This is a genomic window from Allobosea sp. P1_B10, from assembly GCF_056406735.1.
Genome location: NZ_JBFTZP010000003.1, coordinates 178,333 through 198,198, shown reverse-complemented (window position 1 = coordinate 198,198; position 19,866 = coordinate 178,333). Strand labels below are relative to the sequence as shown.

Sequence of the window (19,866 nt, the reverse complement as noted above, 5' to 3'; positions counted from 1 at the left end):
TAATGAGGACGCCCGCGATGCCTACCACCGAAACGACCGATCTCCACGAGCTCGCCCGGAGCTTTCGCAAGCTGCGCGATCACCCGCCCGTCGGTGCCGGTGGCGTATACGGCCCGGACGACCTCAACAGCCTGATCGAGGACATTGACCGGCTGATCGCGGGCTGGCGGCCCAGCGATGCCGACCTCGCCCAGACCGCGCACATCGACAGATGGCGTGTCTGCTACGAGGGTGAGGCAGGATACCTCGTCGGGTGGATTTCAAGGCACCCTTGGGAGCCGCATAGGCGGCTTCAATCGAATACGTCGGGTGTCATCGTTGCCGACTGCGGCCTGCGCTGGGTTCGGACCATCGGGCGCTTTTATGAGTTGGGTGAAACCAGCGGCCCGGAGCATGTCGAGGCCCTTCGGGGTATGCGGGCGATCTGAGTCCTTCTTCCCGAATTCCCGCCGGTGGACTCATGCTTGGCTTCATTGGGCGCGGGAGGGGTTTGATGTCCACGTATTATGCACGGCGGGATGAGGGTCAGGGCCGCGCCGAAAGCTTCAACAACCCATCGCCCGAGCTCATCCGGTCGCGCGCAAGGCTCGCTCGGAAGGCGGATCATGCCACAGAGTCCTGATCTCCAAGCCGCCATCGACGACGCCCTTGCCTGCCTCCGGGCAGAATGGCGTCGCCCCAGCCTCGACCTGACGTCAGGGCCATGGACCCTGGCCGAGGCGATCGAACCGGTCGATGAGTTTCCCCTGCTGGAGGTCCCGTTCCCGCGTCCGAGCTGGGATGCCTCGTGGCCGTTGCCGCCGCTGCCGTTGCCGGGGTTGATGCCGAGATAGTTGGATCGGCCTCTTCCGGAATTCCCGCCGGTGATCTCAGGATTGGGTTCATGGAGCGTGGGGGCGCGTCTTCGCTGCATCACCCAGGAAGGTGATAGACAACGGCAGGGAATGCAGTAACTGTCTGATTGGTTCTGGGGGCTTTCATGAGCAAGGTAGCTATCGGCATTCTCGCCGGGATTCTGTTGGGCGCAGCAGGAGGTTACATTGCAGGCGACCGAGGCCCCATTACTGCATCCATCTGGCGTCTAGTACGCGCGCCGGAGGCTCCGCCACAGAACGATTTGGATTGTTTCCCGAAGGTCGCGATCGCGTCGGATGAAGACAGGGACATAATCCGCAAGCGGATGGATGCCCTTCGCAGCGAGATTCCTGACCAAGAGATCGCGATCCTCACCAACCTGATCCGCGACGATCAGGCACCGATGCCCTACTCGGGACAGCGCGCCATCAGATCCGCAGCGAACTTGGCGTCGATGCTCGACTACCAGGCGTGCCGGGAGCGGGGAGCTTCCGACTGCTTAGCCCATCGCGCAACACACCTCGTCGCATCCCGGTCCGCTGAGCGGCCTGAGGCCGGGCAGGTCGAACGGCAGATCGGCCGTTGGTCGATCCTGACACAGAACGATCTGAAGAGGTCCGAATTCTGCCGCCTGGAAACCGTGGTGGTAGGGACTGGCGGATAGATAGCGCCGCCATCACCCGATCATTGGGTGCAGACGATCACTCATGCTTTCACGACTCATTGCCTGCGCCCTTAGCCTTTCGAGCACTGATGAGATTCTTAGTTGGACGTGTCGGAGGCTGACAATGAAGGCAACATACCGCAGTTTCCTATTTGGCATGGGTCTTGTCCTGTTGGACCTGTGCAGCGGCCAAGCATCTGCTCAAGATAATCTTCATGAGGAGAGTAGGATCTTACTGGATAGGCTGAAGATCGAAGGCGATCGTTTCGTGAATTGCATGAAGACTTACGTCGTGACGCAGGCAGAAAGACGTCTTCCCCGAGAAAAGGTTACAGAGATCGCCAGGGAGAAATGCGGCATTCGGAATTCCGAGCCGATTGTCCAACGATTGTCAGCCATTAACCGTCAGTTGGCATCGCAAAAAGTAATGACGAGGGCTGAATACGAGGCAACTTTCGGCAAGCCTGCCAGTCAGAGTGTGTCGCAACCTGCTGCAAGCTCGCCGCAGAAGGTGACCCCGACCCAGAAACCAACTCCAACCAATGCGGCCTCGAACAAGCAAAGAATCGTCAGCGGCAATTGGGCGGCCGGCTGCGCGGAGCAGAGCGGTCCCGGAGGATTAAGGGTTGTTTGTCAGCGCTACGGCGGCTTCCCGGATAACCGGTTACCGGCGGGGTGCGCGGACACCGGTAACCTCGTTTGTCAGAATAGGAGCCTCTGCTCCCTCGCGACGGACGTTACCATCCTCGTCAGCGACGCCTCTCCCAGGTTGCAGAACGGCATCCAAAATTGCCCGGGGCACAGAGGTGCATATTTAGGCAATATCGGAAGGTAGACAAGAAGTTGGTGGACGACTGCTCTCAGTCGAATGTCGCGGCCGGGGACCCTGAGAACCCTGCGAAATGCGGGGTTATTCGCGACCGCATTCGTTCGCTCTTTGCGAACTTTGAAACTCGGATTGAACATCAGCATACTCGTTTGTTGCACGCCACGGAAGAATTCTTGAAGCCATTGGTCCTCAGGAGTTTCTCGATGTCCTCGCCTTCCACTGTTGCCGACGGGCTGCTGAATCCCGCTTCGCCGGACGCCGGATCGCCCGCAGCCTCCGCTCCGACCCGCCGCGACGCCGCCCGGGTGCAACACATGTCTCTCTCAGATAGCCGCCGCCCTCGACCGCGACCGCAACATCATCGCGAGCGCCGAGGCGGTGGCCGAGAAGGTCGGCGGCGGACCGGGGGCGCGGTTCCGGAAGGCGAAGCCAAGCGCAGCCGCGCCGTGGCGCGGGCAATCATCGCCGCGGCGGAAGCCTCCGAGATTCTCCGAACGCTCGCACGCTGGTCCGCGATCACGGACCGTGTTGCCGCCGGCTAGCCTCGGGCGCTTCCATTCCGCCGAACCGTGGTTTTCATTTTCAGATGTTGGCATTGCTAACGCCGTGCTTCTGGCACGGCTCCGCGACCGGTCCATCACGTCCCGCCCCCGCCAAGAGGGAAGCGAGACCGCTGGCGCCGGGGCCGCTGCCGTCTTCAGCAATGATGCCGGCCGCCAGAAGTTTTGCGTCATAACCTCGCTGCGCCTCCCGACCCGGGGCGTCCGATGGCATGTGGAGGTGCCTAAGATAGAGAATGCGGTCGCCGCCCTGTCGTCGCTTGGTCTTTAGCGCTCGCAAATCAGTGCAAGAGCTCTCGATGATCTTCGGAAACGCGCTATCGGGTCTATCGCATCGATAGGCCGTAAGGAGCGCGGCTTCGCTGTCCATTTCGGCATAATCGAATGAGGACAGGTCCTCGTGCAGAACCTCGGCGCATCCGACAAACGCTCGCAGGACCGTCGGAAGTCGGGGCACCGTCGGCAGTGTGAATGAGAACCGTCCAGCCTTTACCCCGCCTAGCCCGGCGGACACGGCCGTAACAATGGCGGTTTCGAGAGCGTCCTTCCGTCCCGCCGAGTGCAGGAGCCGGGTTGCTTCGTCCATCATCCTGGCGTGACTTCCGAAAAAAGCCTTCACATCTCTCTGCATGCTCGCAGGCAGCGAGGCGTAGCGAGGCGCGCCGGGGAACAGCGTGAGTGCAAAGTGGACCAGGAGGTCATCGCGGCGGGCGGTCGCGGCCTCGGCAAGCCCCGTGTCACCGAATCCCATGTCGATGCACATGCGGATCGCTCGTTCCGCCGATATCCGCGCGCACTCGAGCGCTTCGGCGATGTCCGGCGACATCTCAACCGGTCGTGGGATGCGGCCTATCTCAAGTGCGGTCCGCCACAGCGCTTCAAGGTGAACGCCAATCCGGACGCGGAGCCTCTCGTCGCCGTTTCGGGTTGCCGCCGGCGGCCTCTGAGGTCGCGGCGGGACTGTGAAACCGGACGCCAGAGCGGCCGCGCGGGAGCGACGCCGATACGAGACCTCTTGCTCCAGATTACTGTCTCGAAAGGCAGCGACGATGCCAGGGGCCAGGTAAAGCGGCTGTTGTCCTGTGCCCCTGGCAACGAGGTCACGCAGCTCGTCCTGTCGGAAGTATCTCTGGAAGGTGCCCCGTGCGGTGAGGAATCCGTCGCCATACGGCCGGAGTCTAGTCACTTCGCCCTTGCCGATGGTCATTACCGAGACGAGGAGCGCACGCTCGGCATGTTGCCACGCCGACTTCAGAACCTGCATTCGTTCAACCGGGTCTTCGATGACGTTGAGGACGAAGCCGCAGTTGACGACAGACGACGGACGCAGCGGCCCGTCCGGCGCGTGATGCGGGTCCCAGCCAACTGCGTCGAACCCTGCTCCGACGAGCGCCGCGACATCGTCGCCTTGGCCACAGCCATAGTCGAGCACTGTTGCACCTGGATGGACGATGCCGAGCCGCATCGCGAGTGACATCGGTTGCGACAGGTCACGCCGGGTGATCGCCGTCTTGTGACGCGCGACATCCGGTTCCGAAGTCGGTCGAACCAGATCGTGCCCGCGCAGCTCCAACCCAGCCATGGTCATGATCGTCATCCAGCGGCGCCTAGTGCCGATCGTCTTTGCGTCCTTGAACAGCCCGTGTTTCTCGGCGGATGCGGTGAGCGCGGCGAACCGTGGGATGCGCGGGTCGTTGGGACGGAGCAGGAGCTCCTTGCGGTGGAGGATGGGAGGGCTGTCCCGGCTCGAGTAGTCCGTCACCGCGGGAGCAGGCCCTACAATCTTCGTCGACCGCAGGAGCGCCGGGAATGCGCTCGCATCGAAGCTCTCGTAGAGGAGCAGCGAAACCGACTCCTCACCGATTTTGGCGACATTCCATTGGGCCTGCGGAACTACGGCTCGGGCGTCCGCAAGCGCCCGGACTTCCCTCTCCCCGAGGAGGTCAGCCGCGTCGCGGTGGACATAGACGTATCCTCCGATGCGCTTCCCGACCTTCATTCAGCCCTCGTCAAGTTCGCTGGCGTCGTCCCCAATGCGAGGTGATGGCGTCGGCGAGATCGATCGCGTCGTCATCGTCGATGAACGGGGCCTGGCCTATAATCAAGGGAGATTGATTTCGGATGGGTTCATTGGCAAGTCGCGCCGCGAAGTGGCCTTGGCCCAACAACTCCTCCGCACCCGAGGAATCGAGAACGATATTCGAGTTGATAGCCGAACTCGTCTTCAGGCAGATCTTGTTGTTGATGTTGGCCTTCACCTGGCCGGGTAGCGCATCCTTGTCCGGCCTCTGCGTGATCAGAAATAGGTGAATTCCCGCTGCGCGCGCCTTCGAAGCAAGCCTGACGACATAACTCGACACCGCGTCGCTGTAATCATCGCCATCGGCCATCCAGTCACCGATCTCATCGTGGAATAGATAGATGCGGGGCAGCCGAGCGGCCGGATCGACTTTTGCATTGTATCTATCGATGTTCGCGGCTTCCGCCTTCGTTATCTCCGAATAGCGGCGCTCCATCTCGTCGACGAGTTCCCGCAGCGTCTCGATCGCGCTCGTTTTGTCGGTGACGATGTCACCGTCCAGATGTGGCATCGTTCGTAGCCACGGATAGTCAGCACCCATCTTCGGATCGACGAACCTAACCCGGGCATTAGTCGGAGAGTTCGTCGCAAGAAGGTCGAGCAGAATGTTCCGGGTTAGCACGCCCTTGCCGCCGCCTGTCTCGCCCGCGATCAGAGTGTGCGGACCATGCATGGGCTGGCCACCAAAACCGCTAGTGAGGTTGAGATACAGAAGCTCCCCGTCGAGTTCGCGCTCGCCTATCAGGAAGCTGCCATTCTGCATCGGGGCGCCGTCGACCAGTCCGCGGCGCTTCCAAAGCTCGGCCAGCCCCAGGATCGCCCGGTGGGGACGGTTGACCACGACTACGACTTCGCCGAGGCCTGGTCGCGCCGCCTGGACGTCGATCGCATGAGAGGTCATCAGCGTCTGGCGGCGCTTCATCACCTCGGCGACCGTCATCTTCTCACCACCTCTGAACTTGATCAGGGCGGAATTGGGGGTGAGACGGTCGCCGATGATCTCGGCGTCAAGGCCGTAACCACGAAGCGCGACCCTCAGGCGGCCCTTGGTCGTCTCGAGCCATTCACGGGAGTCGTCGACCATCTTGGCCGTAGGAAAGGCATTCAGGTAGTCCTCGACCGGGGCCGGGAAGCTTGCTCCCGCCGGGAGCTCGGCTGCCTGATCGGGTTTCGTGTCCGGTTCGGTGATGGGGGATGCCGTCCCGGTCGGCTCGGCGGGGGCTGGATGATGGAGGACGGGCTGATCCGACTTCGTCCCCTTCATCTCGGCGGGCGAGTTCGAGGCGTTGTTTCCGGCAGCGACCGAGCGCGCCGGAGGCGGCAACGCAATCGTCACCGTCTTCGCTGGGTTGTCCTCGTCGATGCGGGTGAGGATGCGGGCGATGTCGCTGCGGTCGAACAGATACTGCGCCTGCTCGCCGCTACCTGGCAAATTTGCCGGAGGCTTGGTGTTGATCAGGTCATGAATGAAGACGAGTGACAGGCCTCGGATGCCGATGTCGGCTTCATCGGACCGGATCATATCCGCCCAGCGATGCAGGCTCCGCTCCTTCGATCCGGCCGGCACCATGCCGTGCTCGAGAATGAGATCGGCGAGACGTCCTCTCCACGTGGCCCTGTTGAGACCGTCGCCATCCAGAACGATGCGCTCCTTCAAGTCGTTCGTGCTCGCCTCGGTTTGTTGAAGCGACGAGACCGATTCTGCGGCTTCGCCCGTTTCGCCGACGCATTTGGCTTCGATCACGACGAGCTCCGCGAACGGCATTCCGTCCCGGTCCCCGATGCAGACGAGCAGAATGTCGGCCCGCTTCCCTTTCGGATGACCGAGCCATTCCACGAAATCGTCGAGATAGATCCAGGCGACCGCGGTCAGGTCCGACGGCAACGAGTCGGCGATCACCATCTTGCTGAGCACGAGCCCCATCAATTCGAACGTGTTTCGTTCGATCCGCGCCGCCCTCAGGACAACGCGACCGGAGATCGTAGCGGCCTCCTTAAAGAACATGTCGGCGAGGGACTCGGACCGTCCCGATGAGCCCAGGATCGTGGTGACGTTATCCCGGAGCCGCTTGAGCAGCGTCCGGTCGGCCTTCTTCGTGGACACGATGACGTTGTGCGCTGATCCAGGACGGGTGCCGTAGCGAATGACGGTGATGTCATTGTTGCGAAGAAGCTGGCGGTCGGCGATCCCGTCATATGTCACAACCCAGGATGCGACATTGTGGGCTTGCTCGATCACCTTTTTCACGGTTTCGTCATCGAAGCGGATTTCCCGGACCGGGACGAAGTGATCCTTGCCATCGTCCCGGTCGTCCTGATGCAGGTCATGGACGAGGTCGACATAGGCCTGCACCTCCAAGGGACGGACGGCCGGGATCAGCAGGACTTCGGTCTTCTGCGTGCCGCGCTCGTGGCTCCTGCGGCGTGTCTCGAGGTCGGGAACATGGTCACGGAAGCTCGGCCAGCCATCCTTCGGGCGATCGATCCGCCTCCAGCTCGCTTGCGCGCTCCGAGCTATGACATCGTGCAGAAAGACCATGTCTGCGGTGCGACTATCGCTGGAACTCACCGCATCGACGTCAAGGAAACCGACTCTCAGGCGCGACAGGAAGCTCTGTGCCGCCTCGCTCGCCAGAACACCATCGAGCTCGTTGCTGATCGTTACGTTCTGCTCGGCGTAGATCTGGCGGAGCCGCTCCTGCCGCGTGTGGGTCAGGATGAGGTCACAGCGAAGGTCGGTCTCGTTCTCGATCTTTCGCGCGAGTGCATCGGCCAACCTAGACGGCAGGTCGCGGTTGTCGGCGTTGTAGAGCACGACCGAGAAGTTCGCCCGCTCATGCGGACTGAGATCCAGGTATTCCTGCGCGACTGTGAGGAATTCGGCCGTGGCCTCGCGGGACTGGCCTTCAAAGGCATCGTCCGCTCCCTCAGCCTTGGTAGGCGGTTCCATGAGGCCGAATTGAGCAAAGTGCTCGGTCTCGACGAGCAGACCTGGCCGGGTGTTTGCCGGCACGAGCGACATCGTCGGATGCCAACCCCGATCGATCGCGGCGGTGGCATTGCGAGCGAAAGTCCGAAGATCGGAGCTGTTGCCCCCGAACTTCATCACCTCACCGAGCGCTGCCGCGATCCTCTCGGCCTTGACTTTGGCCTCGGCTAACCGGAACGGGTGCCACGGACAGGAGATCGCGACGAACGGTGCGTCCTCGGACGACGCGATGCCGATCGACAGCGCCCGCCGCCACAGCTCCGTTCGGCACTTGTCCTCGCGCGCAAGCTTGCGCAGCGTGGACAGGAAAGTTCCGAACAGGCGTGATTGTTCGATGATCGCTTCCTCGTCCAGACCTCGACCGTCCTTGTCGATGAACGCGTGCATCGCTTTCCCGTAGGACGTCCGGAACCTGGCCATGTCCGATCGGATGGCGTCGGCATCGTGTTTTGTCAGGATGCCGTCACTTGCGAATTCATGAAGGGCGCGTTCAATGTTGGCGAATATGTCGCGCGACGGATCGTTGACATTGATGAAGAGGCCGTCTGGCTTGTCGTAGACGTCCTGGAACGTGCCTCTGTCTTCCAGGTCGAGCACGCCGTCAGAGGCTCGGTCGGTCCGCTGTGCGCGTGAGAACCTACCCTCGATAAGGCCACACTCCTCATCTGGGCGGGCGAGTTCCCGCATGTTCGAGGAATACGCCTCTGCTAGCGAGTTCGCGGGCATATCCCAGACGAGCTGCGTGGTGTAGATCGCGACCTTGAGGGTGTCCTTCGGGATGTCGGCGGATCCATGCTCGCTCTCGGGCAGGTCCTTCCGTGCCATGACGAAAATGTCGAACTTGAACTGGCGCGCCTCAGCTCCGGAACGCGATGCGCTAGAAGTGTCCCACTCATTGCTGAGGGCCCAGAGGCCGCCGAAGTCACAGAGGGCAACCTTCGAGAGCATGCCGGGAAGCCCCCGGTAGCGGTCTCGCATGTAGCGACAGACATCGCCGTTCTTGCTCTGCCAGTACGCGAGCCTATTGGCACCGTCGAGTTTGATGACGAGCACGGGGTCTTCGGGCATCGCCGTGATCGATGCTACGAGGTCGGAAGCGGCCAGCAGGATACCAGACAGGAGGTCTGGGTGCTGCTCGGTCTTGCGGAAGACGAAGCTCTCCCATCGTTTGAGCAGCTTCTTATTGACCTTGATGTCCTCGCGGTGGCGGAAGAAAAAGTCCCTTTCGTCCTCATCGGCATCGTCCGTGCTGACGACGGAGTCGAGCAGTTTGCTATCTTCCTGGGAGAGCGGCGACGAGTTGGTCGTTCTGAAGAACTCCGCCGTCTCGTCGCCGAGATCCTGCTTGGCTGTCGTCCTGCTCGATTTCAGCAGGTCCTCGAAAAGACTCCAGTTCAGTTTCGATGCGGCTTCCTGACTTGGCTGCCAGCGTCCTGGAATGATCGAGCGATCCTCAACAAGCGCCTTCAGGACTTTGGCGTCGTCGTCTGTCACGCGTCCTTCGGCGATCATCCCGGTGAGGCGGTCCACGAGACGCTCGCGCGGGACGCTTTCCCCCTTCGAGTTCCGAAGGTAGAGGGCATCCTCAGCCTTGATCCTGATCTCATTGAGTTCTGCGGCCCAACTGTCGACGGATTTCGCCCGACCCTTGCTGCCAAATTCCTTAAACCGCCCAGCCCCGCCAGGGATGCGAAGCGCAGGCAGCGCCAGATCCAGAGCACGGTTGATCGGCATAGCTGCGAAGTGGCCGTCGAGTTCGATCAGCAGGACGGCGAGCATCCGCAGTCCATTGGTCACCAGATTGGCCGCCATCGCTCCCTGAATGAAGCTGGAAAGGGTCCGTTTTTCCTGCGGCCTCAATGTCGAGAGGTTGGCGCAGCGCTCGATCCAGATGTCCGGAGCCTTCGACAGGGTCTCTTCGGAAATCTGCTTGATCTCTCCGACAGTGGCGCCGACCACATCGAGATGGTCTGTCGGCACGGCGAAGACGATGACGCCGTCTCCCGGACTCTTCTCCTTGTTACGGAAATAGGTGGCGCTCGCCTCCGTCAGCATCTCCCCGGGGATGGTGCCATCGTTCAGCTTCGGATGAACATGAACTTCGGCCCCGCTAACGCGTGTGCGAATCTCGTTGGCGATCGCCGAGGTGATGTACTTGTCGAAGGCGACGATCTGGAAGAGCGACTTGCGCCCCGGGCTATCTTGGACATCCTCCATGACGCGGCTAGTGGCGACGTCGGAGATGAGCTTCAGGGCGGGATCGATGACGGCCAGTGTCGCGATGGTCATCGGTTGCTCTCGAAGAACGGATTGCTCACGAACGCGCAGTCGTCGGACAGGCGCTTTACCAGCCCGAGGATGCGCAGGCGGTCCTCGAGGAGACGTTGATTGGCCTTGAAGCTGGAATAGTTGACCGCCTCGAACTGTTCGCGGCCGATCTCGGATCCGATGACGATACGGTACCGCGTCCATAGTCGCTTCAGGAAGTCTTCGTATTCCATCGGCTCGCGGACATTCGCCAACACGAGGGCTTCGAGAAGACCATCGCTCGCTCCGTACCAGCGGCCGTTGCCGCGGCGGGCGACGCAGAACCCGATCTGGTCGGCGCAAATTCCGGTGACCTGTCCGAGGTGCTGGTCATGGGCGGCGATCGCGTACTGCCGCATCTCATCCGGAACGTCGCGCGGCATAGTCGACTGTACGGTGTAGTCGAATTTGTTCTGGACAAGATCGGATACGGCGCGGTGCGGGTTTGCCTGTTTCAGGGCCTGCTTCCAGTCTTCCGACTGAACGAAATCGTCGATTACCCTATGGATCGCCATCCGGGTCAGTTCGCGATTCCGACGGAACTGATCCTTGGAAATTTTCTGCACGGCGGTGGTGTTGGCCGACACCATGTCGATAGGCATCGGCGGCGGGTTCTCTCCAACTGTCTCGGCGGCGCGCTCGAGCATGTAGAGAACAACCGAGAGGCCCGAAAGCCGCATCAGCAGTTCCGGCTTGTTGTCCTCGGGAAGGCCCGTCAGCGACAGGATGGCGAGCCAGTCCTCGCCGGCGCGGTCGTAGGCGGGATGCTTCGGCAGCGGAAGGTAGCCGACATCGAAATCCATCACCTCGTCGGTTGGCGGGGTGGCTGGCTGAAGCACTCGAGCGAGGGCATTCCAGCGGCTGTCCGTGCCGAGGTGAGCGCGGACCGCCGTTTCCAATTCCGGTCGCGACGCGCTGCGGTTTAACATCATGTAGAGAAGCTCGCCGCCTCTGGAGAAGAAGCGGCGGTCTTTGTCGAAGCCGGATTTCCTCTCTCCGTAATCGGCCGACAGCATTTCGAAGCCTCGTGGCGCGAGGTGGCGTGAGGTCGGTCGGCGCTTTCTCCCGGCATCAACTTCTGCCCCTCGGAGGAGGCTGACGGCGTTTCGGAAGCTCCGGAAATTGGTAAAGCGCTTCTGGAGGTAGCCGAAGCGGTCGCGGCCTCCCGGCACGCGGTCGAGCCAAAGCGCCCACATCACGCTATCCGAGGTCGCCTGTCCGTCCGCGATCTCGTCGATGTGTCGATCCTTGAATAGGATCGCACGCAGGTTCGTGCGGGCGTAAAGCGTGTACTTGAACGATTCGTGCCCTGCTTCGATCCCCTCGAATAGGGCCGGGCAATTCTTGTCCGCGACGCGGGAGGCCATGATCCCAATAGCTTCGAGAAGAAGCAACCAGGGCGTCTGGTCGTTGAGAAACCGATGGCCCCAGATCTGCTGCTCCAGCCACATCTTGACCTTCATGCCCGACGGGGCAGGAAACGGCTTCGGCGGGGCGTAGGTCATGTTCATGCTCAAAGCACTCCCGTCACGCCGATCTCGTTCTCGGTCAGACGCCCGTCTTGCAGGCGGACCGTCTTCAGTTCGTCGAGAACTTTTGCGTTGAGGATGTCGGCCGAGGTCAAGCGGGCCACGACGCGCATCCGAAATTGACGGAGCTCCTCGAAGCACTGACGTGAGAAGCTTCCTGGAAGGCTGCCGCCTTCGACTCGCATCAGGTATTCGAACATCATCGGGGGCAGCACGTCGTGTTCCTCTATCGGCCTGCCCTCAAGGTCACGGCCGCGCACGACCATGCGCGGCGTCCCGAGCGGCCCCTTGGCATCGAAATCGAACGAGACGATCGAGTATCGGGCCGCGCCGACCGGGACCTTGATGTCGAGTACCTTGCCGACCCGACTCTGGGTATTGGCCGCCGGGGAGGTGAACCAGACGCTGTCGGCGTCGTCGCACATCACCCCCGAATAGCTTCGATTCAATCCCGTAACGAGCTTGCTCTTGATCGTCCTGGCATCCTGTCTTTTGTTCAGGGCATCCCAGAATTCGAGGTAGTGCCCACCGTGGCGGAAAACGGTCAGTCTCCATGGAGACATCGTGCCGTAATCGCCCGGCAGCGTGAAGAACAGGCGACGCCGCTGCCGCTCAAGTTCGGTCTGGAATTCGTGGAAGTCGTCCAATTCGCCGCGGCGGTACCGTTCGCGAAAGCCATTAAATAGCTTCGCGCCATGGACATCGTCATTGGCGACGTAGGCCTCGTAGAGATTTTCCGGCTGATCGTCGAGCAGGAGGCGGTCGATCTGGTTGTCCGTCTCCATGCCGATCCCGGCGCCTTCGAAGATCGCGAATGCGCGGTAGTTCCGGTTTTCGCCAGGCCGGAGATTGAAGCCGAGCGCATTGTCGTAGGGGTTCGACAGATAACTGACGCCCTCCGCTGCAAGGGCCTTCGAAGTCTCGCAGGTCATCAGTGATGTCTTGCGGCCGGAAACGCCAAGGATGATGTTCACGATGAGCAGGAGGACATGCCGCATCGGCAAGTGGGTGTCGTTGGCGGCGGCGAGCGAAATCATGTCGCCGAGACGATCTCGCATCGTCTCCCCAGACTTTAGCTTGTTCAGGTTGCGCCGGATCGCGCAGTCGTTAACGCCGTGGCAGCCGTGGCAACCGTCCCAGTCTGAATGGCTCACGACCGCGTCAACGAGATTAGAGAACACGTCGTCATGGTCCATGCGGCTGAGGTTTCGCATGATCAAACGGAGGTCGGGGTCACTGCTCCGGTCCTCGTTCAGCATCACTCGGAGCGTGGTCTCAATCTGCCGCGCGGTTTGCTCGGTCTTTTCGAACCGACGCCAAAACCGCAACAACTGTCCGTCGTTGGCAGCGAGCAGATAGGTTTTGTCGGTCGTGTGCTTCAGGGCGCTCGCAAGCCCCGTGAGGATTTCCAATTGCTTCCGGTCGTCGCCATGAAACTGACTTAGGTCCTTTATGATGACGAGCGTCTTGCCCGATTTGGGCAGCGTCATCGTCACCTGTCCCACGCCCGCGTTCCAGTCTTCGAGGCTGCCACCGAGCGCCTCGAAAACCTTGCGGCAGTGCCAGGTCTTTCCGTCTCCGGCCGTCCCGGTGAGGATGACGTTCATCGGGTCCGAGGACTGGAAATTCTCGATCAGGTCATTGAGAATTCCGCTCGCGACCTCGATGGGCGCGACGCCGGCTTCTGCCGCGGCCTTGACCGCGTGCTCGTCATAGATGGAATCGGATGAAGCAAGCGGACCGTAGGTCCGAAGGAAGTCTACGAGCTTGTTGCCGTGCATGCGGGTCTCACAGATGGCAAATTGCGCAGCCGTCGTCGTCAGACTTCGCCTTTACGGCACGACGCGGCATCCTTTCGACGTCGTCAAGCGTACGACCGTCGACCCATGAATATTCTCGGCCATTCTTGCCTTTTTCGTATTCCTTGGCCTTCTCGTAGAGGTCGGGATGGCGTTCCTTCAACCCCTGCCATTCGCCAATCTGCTGATAGAAGCAGAAATAGCAACCAGAACGGGAGCGCCATTCGTAATACTTAGGGAGGCCAAGCCCTGTGTCATCAAGCAGGCGCTGCACGTCGCCGATCGTGATTCCGTCGTCCTTGAACGGGTAGACAGGCGTGATGTTCGGCTCTTCGGACAGCATAACGGGCTTGCCCTTCGTTCCGAGATAGCCGGATCGATTCTCGTCGGCCCGGATTGCGATGTACGAATAGGCCTTGTCCGAGCCGATGTGCTTCTCATACGGGTGGATCTTCAGCATCCGCGTACACCAGCGCGACCGCGGGCTCGGCAGGAAGCCCGAGAAGTGCTCGTAGAGCGCAACATCGAACGGACTCCGGCCGTGCTTGTCCTCAACACCCAGCATTTCGAGTGCCGAGATGCGCGTTACCTTCTTGCCGAGCACGTGCTCGAGGCGCTCGAAATATTCGTAGGTCTCCGGCAACTCCGCGCCCGTGTCCGAAAATACGTATTCGAAATCGATCTCCGGATATTCGAGCGAAAGATAGATCGCCAGAGCGGTGCTGTCCTTGCCGCCCGAGAGGGGGACGATGTGGCGCGCGGTCCGGTCAAGAACCGCTTCGTCGACGGTCGCGATGATTGTCACTTGCCACCCTCGATCCGAAGCAGTTGCTTCTCAAGATGATCAATGCGCGAACGGATGATCGGCGCAAGCTCCGCAGGTGGCGTATCCACGTCCATCGCGGCGGATTCAATGCGTAGACGGCATTCACGCAGCTCCTTGCGCAGATGCTCCCGGGTGTCGTCCTGCCATTTCTCCACCCCGCGCTGGAGCAGGATGGAACTCACTGCGCGAGCAAGGCTCTCCGGCGTGTACCTGCCGTTCGAGGTTTCGCGCGCTATCCTCAGGATGGCCTTGTCAGTCAGCTTCAAGTCCTCGCGCTTCAGCAGGCCAGCCACATCAAGGCAGTTGACCCAGCCCTGCACGCCCTCGAGGGCACCCGCCGGTTCGCTCAGCCGCAGCACGTCGGCCACAACCTCCACCGCATCCCGGAGATAGCCCTCGACCAGGCCGTCGACGGCGTTTCTTGCACCCTCAAGAGCCTTCACGGCAGACTTCAACCGTTCACCTCGACGCGATCCTTTCCCGAGAACATCCGGGATCGTATGGAGCACAAGGGTGGCCGGATCTTCGGCGCGCATGAGAGCTTGCAGGAGCTTCCGCGCATTGTCAGTGAGGCGTTTCGACTTGCGCGCGCCATCGGCGATGCCAACCCGCCATGCTGCGATGGCGTTGCTGGCGAAGCGGACACGTTCCGCATAGTCGCCAGGACGTTCGTGCGAGAAGAGGTAGGCGACTTCCGAAAGGTAATCGATTTCGGATTCCAGGTCGGAATGGACCTCGATCTCGTGCCGTTCCGGGTCAAGGAACATTCGGGTGGAATCGAACCCAAGCACGTCCGAAACGAAGACTCCGTCGGTTCGGATCGAGACCGCTCGTCCAAACGCCTTGTAACCGGCCATGACAATGATCGGGATCACTCCCGGGGGCAGACCGATCGGCGAGCCGGCAAGCCGGTCGATGACGGTCGCCAACGGCTTCAGGCCGGGTGCCGTGAAGAATTCCTGGACGATCTCCCATGTTCTGCGCAGGCCAGCGTCGCCCTCGATCTCGATCGCTTGGACGAACCGTCCCCGACCGTTGAGGGATATGTGCAGCCCGGTGCGCGCCAGCACTGTTCGGTATACCGAAGCTTCGGCCGATGAGTCGGTATCTGCGTAGCCCAGCCCGACTTCCTCGGCGTGTTCCATCACCCGCGTGACGACACGTATCCGCGCGGTTTGCATCTGCCGTGAGAGCGAGCCGCGCATGATCTGGTCATTGATGATTTTCGGAGTCAGCGGAAACCATTCGTCCATGAGCGTGGACGCGACCACCCCCGCCGAACGCTCCGTTGAAACATCGAGCTTTCGCCCGTCGTGGAACCACGTCGCCATTGCGGGTCGAGGCGTGGTGAGGTGATGCATGACGACGGCGAGGTGGCGCCTCGCAACGGCGAGCAACTCGTCGATTTCCTGAGCGACCAGAGGGTCCTCGCTCAGCAGGTTGTCGTCGTGGCGAAGCGCCTTGAGGGCTTCGATCTCCAGGGCGGAGTCAAGGATAGGCAGGGGCTCGTCCGGGACCACGAGGATCGTTCGACCTAGTTTTGCCTCGGCGGCCGCTTCACGTGCTTGCCGGACATCGTCGGCCGAATTGCAAATTACGTAGGCGATACGCCCCCAGACGCCGGGACCGGGCTCAGGGATGGTGTCCAGTTCCGCCGAAGTGACGTAGGAGCCCTCGAGATACCGTGTCGTCCCGTGCTCAACGTTGTGGCGGACGGCCCGGACATAAGGCGCCGCATGCTGAGCGGACAGGAAGCTGAGCAGGTCGAACCCTTCGAGACGGCGCAACCTTTCATCGCCAAGCCGGCCGGCAACGTCCACGTCGGCACCATGCCAGATCGACACGTCGTCGGTGAGCTTGCGATAGATCAGGAGTTTGCGCGCAATCAGCGCGTCGACTGCCTCCGTGACCTCTCGCCCGTCGATCTTCTTGCCCTTGACAGCGAACTCGAGAGCCGAGCGCGGAAGGTGACGTCGTTCCCCGTAAACCCCCATCTGCATAAGGAACGCGGCGGCAAGGACCTCCCGCTCGACTGGGTCAGTGACCTTGCTGCGCGCAGTTTCGGCTTCCAACCAACGGCGATGTGAGCCTCCGATGCCGACGTCCGAGCGCATCGCTTCCGAGAATGCAACATAGACTTCGTCCATCCCGACGGGCCCGGACAGGTCCACTTTCTCGACGAAGGAAAACAGGGAGCGCTCGTTCTGCCCCACCCGGGCGGCCAGGCGCGGCACGACTTGAAGAGCGGCTGGGGTAAGCGGGTCCGCTTTGATAAGCAGGTCCATCACCTGCTTGCGATTCGACATCCCGTCGAGCCAGCGGTTCTCGACCACACCATCGGCCTGCCTCTCGAAGAAGCTGCGCTCATACGTGGACGGCTGTTTCCGTCTCGAGACAATCTCGGCGATGAGGCCGTAGAGTTCGCGGCTGTCCTCCACAAAGCGAACCTGCTCGAGCCGCCCCTCGATCTTGCGCCATTCATTGCGCGTGGTTTGGTTGAGGTTGCTGGCATAGGCCAAGAGGTTCTGGTGCAGCAGTAAGGTAAAACTGAGAGTAGGTTTCCGTGCGCGGACTGCCCATTCGGCCAAACGTTGGACATCGTCGAGTTCCCGCGAGCGGCCCTCCGCAACGAGAGCCTCCAGATGGCGGCCGAACTCGTCCCAGACGATGGCGATGCGATCGGCCCCTTCCATCTTCGCTGCGGCCTTGATGGCTTGGCCGACGTTCTCGCAAGGACCGAGCCCAAGGGCGGCTGCCAGGCTCGACGCGAGATCACGGACATGCCCTGTCAGGATGACGACTCGTCCCTGTTCGGACGACGCGATGCGCTCCCGGAAATCGTCCGCGAGACTTCTGTCCACGCTCGTCATCTTGTCAGCGAAGTGCTTCAGAAGACCATGGCTTGCGGGATCGTTGGCGACTGCGAGCGACCCGATGCCGGCGGCGAGAGACTTCCCACTTCCGTAAGCGGCGATGACCATCGTGGCCCCGCCCGACAGGACGGCGCGTGTGACCGGGAGCGAACGCGAAGTGGGGTGGTAGTGCTTAAGGCGTGTTGGGGCAGCGATGTCATCGCGCAGGCTGACCGATCTCAGGACATCCATAACCATCAAGCGTTCCGCATTCGGTCAAAATGGATGTCTAGCCAACTCTCGATCGGCAGCCTCGGCACGTCGAATGTGCGCGTCGCGCCGAGCAGGTTGATGCTCACGCCGAGATCGCGGTGCACGACCGCGGCAAGGTTCACGGCCCGATCTATGCCATCACCGTCGAGCCCGAGCAGCCTGCCCGGCGCATTGCGGCGGGCGAGAAGGTCAGCCATCGAAACGGAACCTCTTTCGAGGTCCTCGGCCAAGAGCGAGGCGCACGCCAAGAAAGCTTCGGTAGGTATTGCGTCCAACGGACGCGTCCGCTCGAACCGCCCGGTAGCGGAATGGCGAACAACGAGGCCGAGTGCGCGCAGCGGGGATGCCGTGGCGTCTTCGGGATCCTGGAGGATGTCGGCGGACGGCTGCGCATAGCTTGCCAGCAGGCAAGCCACATCGCGCTGGATCACGGCGGGGGTGGTTTGATTGATGGATCGGTCCCTCACGTGGCGTGAGAAGGCGTCCACGCAGGCCGACCGGTCGAAGATACGGTCCTGAAAGTCGTTGTAGAACCAGTTGATGACGTTTCCCTTGCGCCGCGCAAGAGCCAGATGGACGATCCACCAAGTGACGGGGAACTCGAGATGGGGATCATTTCGGAGGACCGACTCGGCTAACCTCGTCGGCCAAACGTCGCGTGTGCGGCCTTCCCCAGCCCGGATGTCGGCCATGCCAGTGGCCTCCATCCAGTATTGGAGCGCCTTGATCATCCGGCTGCCGAGGCCGAGCGCGTCTGCCGAGGCGAGATCCGCCCGGAACTCGCCGTTCATCGCAGTGACGCGAGCCAAGCCCTTGCCCAGCCATCCCTCGCGAATGGTGAAGGTTTCATGGCGACCAAACTCGAACTTCCGGCGAGCGTCGTTCATCGCGTCCTCATTTCCTGCACGACCTCGGCGACGAGCTCGGCGGCGCCCCTGGCCTCATCAACCGTATTGAGAACGGAGAATGAGAAGCGCACGCACGAATACGCCTGCGCCTCGCTGAACCCCATTGCCATGAGGACGTGCGAGGGTTCCGGCCTGCCGCTGGAGCAGGCGGATCCGACGGAGCACAGGACACCGCGTTGGTCGAGTTGAGCGGCGACAGCCATGGCCTCCAGTCCGTCGAACATCAGGTTCGAGGTGTTTGCCACGCGAGGGGAGTTCGATCCGACCACCTGGCAGGGAACAGACGAAGTCAGCAGGTCTTCGAACATGTCCCTCATGTAGGCCATGCTCGATACGGCCTCCTTTAGCGAGGCCGCTCTTTCCGTAAATGCGATTCCGAGACCGACCGCTCCAGCGACGTTGACTGTTCCCGACCTGCGCCCGAATTCCTGTCCGCCTCCGAGGATCAAAGGACGTACGCGGCGATTGTCCGGATCCGCGAGGACGAGAACGCCCGTGCCGCCAGGTCCGTGAAGCTTGTGGCCGGAACAAGTGAGAGCGTCGATTCCGTCCATGGAGACAGGCACCCGGCCGACGGCCTGCGCGGCGTCGGCGAGGATGAATGCGTCCGGCCGACGCAATCTGACGGCTTCGACGATGGCGGATACGGGTTGGATGATTCCCGTCTCGCCGTTGGCCCATTGAAACGCGACAAGAGGCGCTGGACCATTGAGCGGCAATGCGTGTGCGACGTCGCCGGGGTCTAATAGCCCGTCAGCCGAGACTCTTACTTCGACATGGCGGACGGCGGTTGCCGGATTGCGCACAGAGCTGTGCTCGACAGCGGAGGTGACAACGGTAACCGACGGGTCCGCCGCCAAACCGCTTATAATAGTATTATTGCCCTCGGTACCGCCCGAAGTGAAGATGACACCCTCAGGGTAGGCTCCCCCGATTAACTCGCAGACCCTATCCCGAGCCTTGGTGATATAGGCCCGGGCGGAGGCGCCCTGGTAATGGCTGCTTGCCGGGTTGAACGGACCGGCCATCACCTCACCTACAGCCTGGACGACGGGAGCCACCGCCCCGACCGTCGCGTTGGCATCAAGATAGATTGGTTCGTTGCTGATGATCCCAGGCCCCCAGGGATTCGGTTTGCCCGGAAATTACTCAGCCACGGTGGACGTGTCGAGGCGCCGTCTTGCAGTCTCGATGATTATCTTTCCGTCACGAAAGACGCGCCGCTAACGGCACCTTCGACTAAACGGCTCTCCCGCCAGGCGATGTCGGCCGCGTACCAGTCGAGATATCGAGCCGACAAGAAGTGGTGGATGCTGACAAAGGTCCGCTGGATCGGGCTGAAGAAGTCTCGAAGACGTCGGTGTCCGTGCCGTCCTCGGAGACATCCAACCATGC

General features: G+C 61.6%; 11 protein-coding genes. 3 read left to right on the top strand and 8 right to left on the bottom strand.

Annotated features, from left to right (window positions below):
- Positions 1-17 precede the first annotated feature (17 nt).
- The 3 genes from AC1D2L_RS08380 to AC1D2L_RS08370 all read left to right on the top strand — a co-directional run bounded on the left by AC1D2L_RS08380 (position 18) and on the right by AC1D2L_RS08370 (position 2,354).
- A complete protein-coding gene (locus tag AC1D2L_RS08380) occupies positions 18-428 on the top strand; it encodes a hypothetical protein (RefSeq protein ID WP_476845395.1) in 411 nt (136 codons plus the stop codon).
- A gap of 551 nt (positions 429-979) precedes the next feature.
- Positions 980-1,519 carry a hypothetical protein gene (locus AC1D2L_RS08375; RefSeq protein ID WP_476845394.1) on the top strand — a complete coding sequence of 180 codons (540 nt, stop codon included), beginning with the start codon at positions 980-982 and terminating at the stop codon, positions 1,517-1,519.
- A 124-nt stretch (positions 1,520-1,643) separates the two neighbouring features.
- Positions 1,644-2,354 carry a hypothetical protein gene (locus tag AC1D2L_RS08370; RefSeq protein ID WP_476845393.1) on the top strand — a complete coding sequence of 237 codons (711 nt, stop codon included), beginning with the start codon at positions 1,644-1,646 and terminating at the stop codon, positions 2,352-2,354.
- A gap of 576 nt (positions 2,355-2,930) precedes the next feature.
- Here AC1D2L_RS08370 and AC1D2L_RS08365 read toward each other — a convergent pair.
- From AC1D2L_RS08365 to AC1D2L_RS08330, 8 genes are read right to left on the bottom strand one after another with little or no spacing between them, the layout of a single operon-like run.
- Positions 2,931-4,907, bottom strand: coding sequence for a DNA phosphorothioation-associated putative methyltransferase (locus AC1D2L_RS08365; protein ID WP_476845392.1), 1,977 nt, complete (start codon positions 4,905-4,907; stop codon positions 2,931-2,933).
- Positions 4,908-4,917: 10 nt separating this feature from the next.
- Positions 4,918-10,266, bottom strand: a complete 5,349-nt coding sequence (locus tag AC1D2L_RS08360; protein WP_476845391.1) for an FtsK/SpoIIIE domain-containing protein — start codon at positions 10,264-10,266, stop codon at positions 4,918-4,920.
- Positions 10,263-11,795 carry a hypothetical protein gene (locus AC1D2L_RS08355; RefSeq protein WP_476845390.1) on the bottom strand — a complete coding sequence of 511 codons (1,533 nt, stop codon included), beginning with the start codon at positions 11,793-11,795 and terminating at the stop codon, positions 10,263-10,265. Before AC1D2L_RS08355 ends, AC1D2L_RS08360 begins: the two co-directional genes overlap by 4 nt.
- 2 nt (positions 11,796-11,797) lie before the next feature.
- Positions 11,798-13,594 carry a hypothetical protein gene (locus tag AC1D2L_RS08350; RefSeq protein WP_476845389.1) on the bottom strand — a complete coding sequence of 599 codons (1,797 nt, stop codon included), beginning with the start codon at positions 13,592-13,594 and terminating at the stop codon, positions 11,798-11,800.
- A gap of 7 nt (positions 13,595-13,601) precedes the next feature.
- The gene (locus AC1D2L_RS08345) at positions 13,602-14,417 is read right to left on the bottom strand and encodes a phosphoadenosine phosphosulfate reductase domain-containing protein (protein ID WP_476845388.1); all 816 of its coding nucleotides are present in this window, start codon (positions 14,415-14,417) and stop codon (positions 13,602-13,604) included.
- Positions 14,414-17,548 (bottom strand): hypothetical protein, encoded by a 3,135-nt coding sequence (locus AC1D2L_RS08340; RefSeq protein ID WP_476845387.1) that lies wholly within the window; start codon positions 17,546-17,548, stop codon positions 14,414-14,416. The genes AC1D2L_RS08345 and AC1D2L_RS08340 overlap by 4 nt, the downstream gene beginning before the upstream one ends.
- Positions 17,548-18,450, bottom strand: a complete 903-nt coding sequence (locus AC1D2L_RS08335; RefSeq protein ID WP_476845386.1) for a DUF4007 family protein — start codon at positions 18,448-18,450, stop codon at positions 17,548-17,550. The genes AC1D2L_RS08340 and AC1D2L_RS08335 overlap by 1 nt, the downstream gene beginning before the upstream one ends.
- Positions 18,447-19,565, bottom strand: a complete 1,119-nt coding sequence (locus AC1D2L_RS08330) for a cysteine desulfurase family protein (RefSeq protein WP_476845842.1) — start codon at positions 19,563-19,565, stop codon at positions 18,447-18,449. The genes AC1D2L_RS08335 and AC1D2L_RS08330 overlap by 4 nt, the downstream gene beginning before the upstream one ends.
- Positions 19,566-19,866: the final 301 nt, after the last annotated feature.

Bases quoted from the DNA above. Each gene is read 5' to 3' on its own strand.
- AC1D2L_RS08380 (WP_476845395.1), top strand. From the start codon at position 18: ATGCCTACCACCGAAACGACCGATCTCCACGAGCTCGCCCGGAGCTTT.
- AC1D2L_RS08375 (WP_476845394.1), top strand. From the start codon at position 980: ATGAGCAAGGTAGCTATCGGCATTCTCGCCGGGATTCTGTTGGGCGCA.
- AC1D2L_RS08370 (WP_476845393.1), top strand. From the start codon at position 1,644: ATGAAGGCAACATACCGCAGTTTCCTATTTGGCATGGGTCTTGTCCTG.
- AC1D2L_RS08365 (WP_476845392.1), bottom strand. From the start codon at position 4,907: ATGAAGGTCGGGAAGCGCATCGGAGGATACGTCTATGTCCACCGCGAC.
- AC1D2L_RS08360 (WP_476845391.1), bottom strand. From the start codon at position 10,266: ATGACCATCGCGACACTGGCCGTCATCGATCCCGCCCTGAAGCTCATC.
- AC1D2L_RS08355 (WP_476845390.1), bottom strand. From the start codon at position 11,795: ATGAACATGACCTACGCCCCGCCGAAGCCGTTTCCTGCCCCGTCGGGC.
- AC1D2L_RS08350 (WP_476845389.1), bottom strand. From the start codon at position 13,594: ATGCACGGCAACAAGCTCGTAGACTTCCTTCGGACCTACGGTCCGCTT.
- AC1D2L_RS08340 (WP_476845387.1), bottom strand. From the start codon at position 17,548: ATGGTTATGGATGTCCTGAGATCGGTCAGCCTGCGCGATGACATCGCT.
- AC1D2L_RS08335 (WP_476845386.1), bottom strand. From the start codon at position 18,450: ATGAACGACGCTCGCCGGAAGTTCGAGTTTGGTCGCCATGAAACCTTC.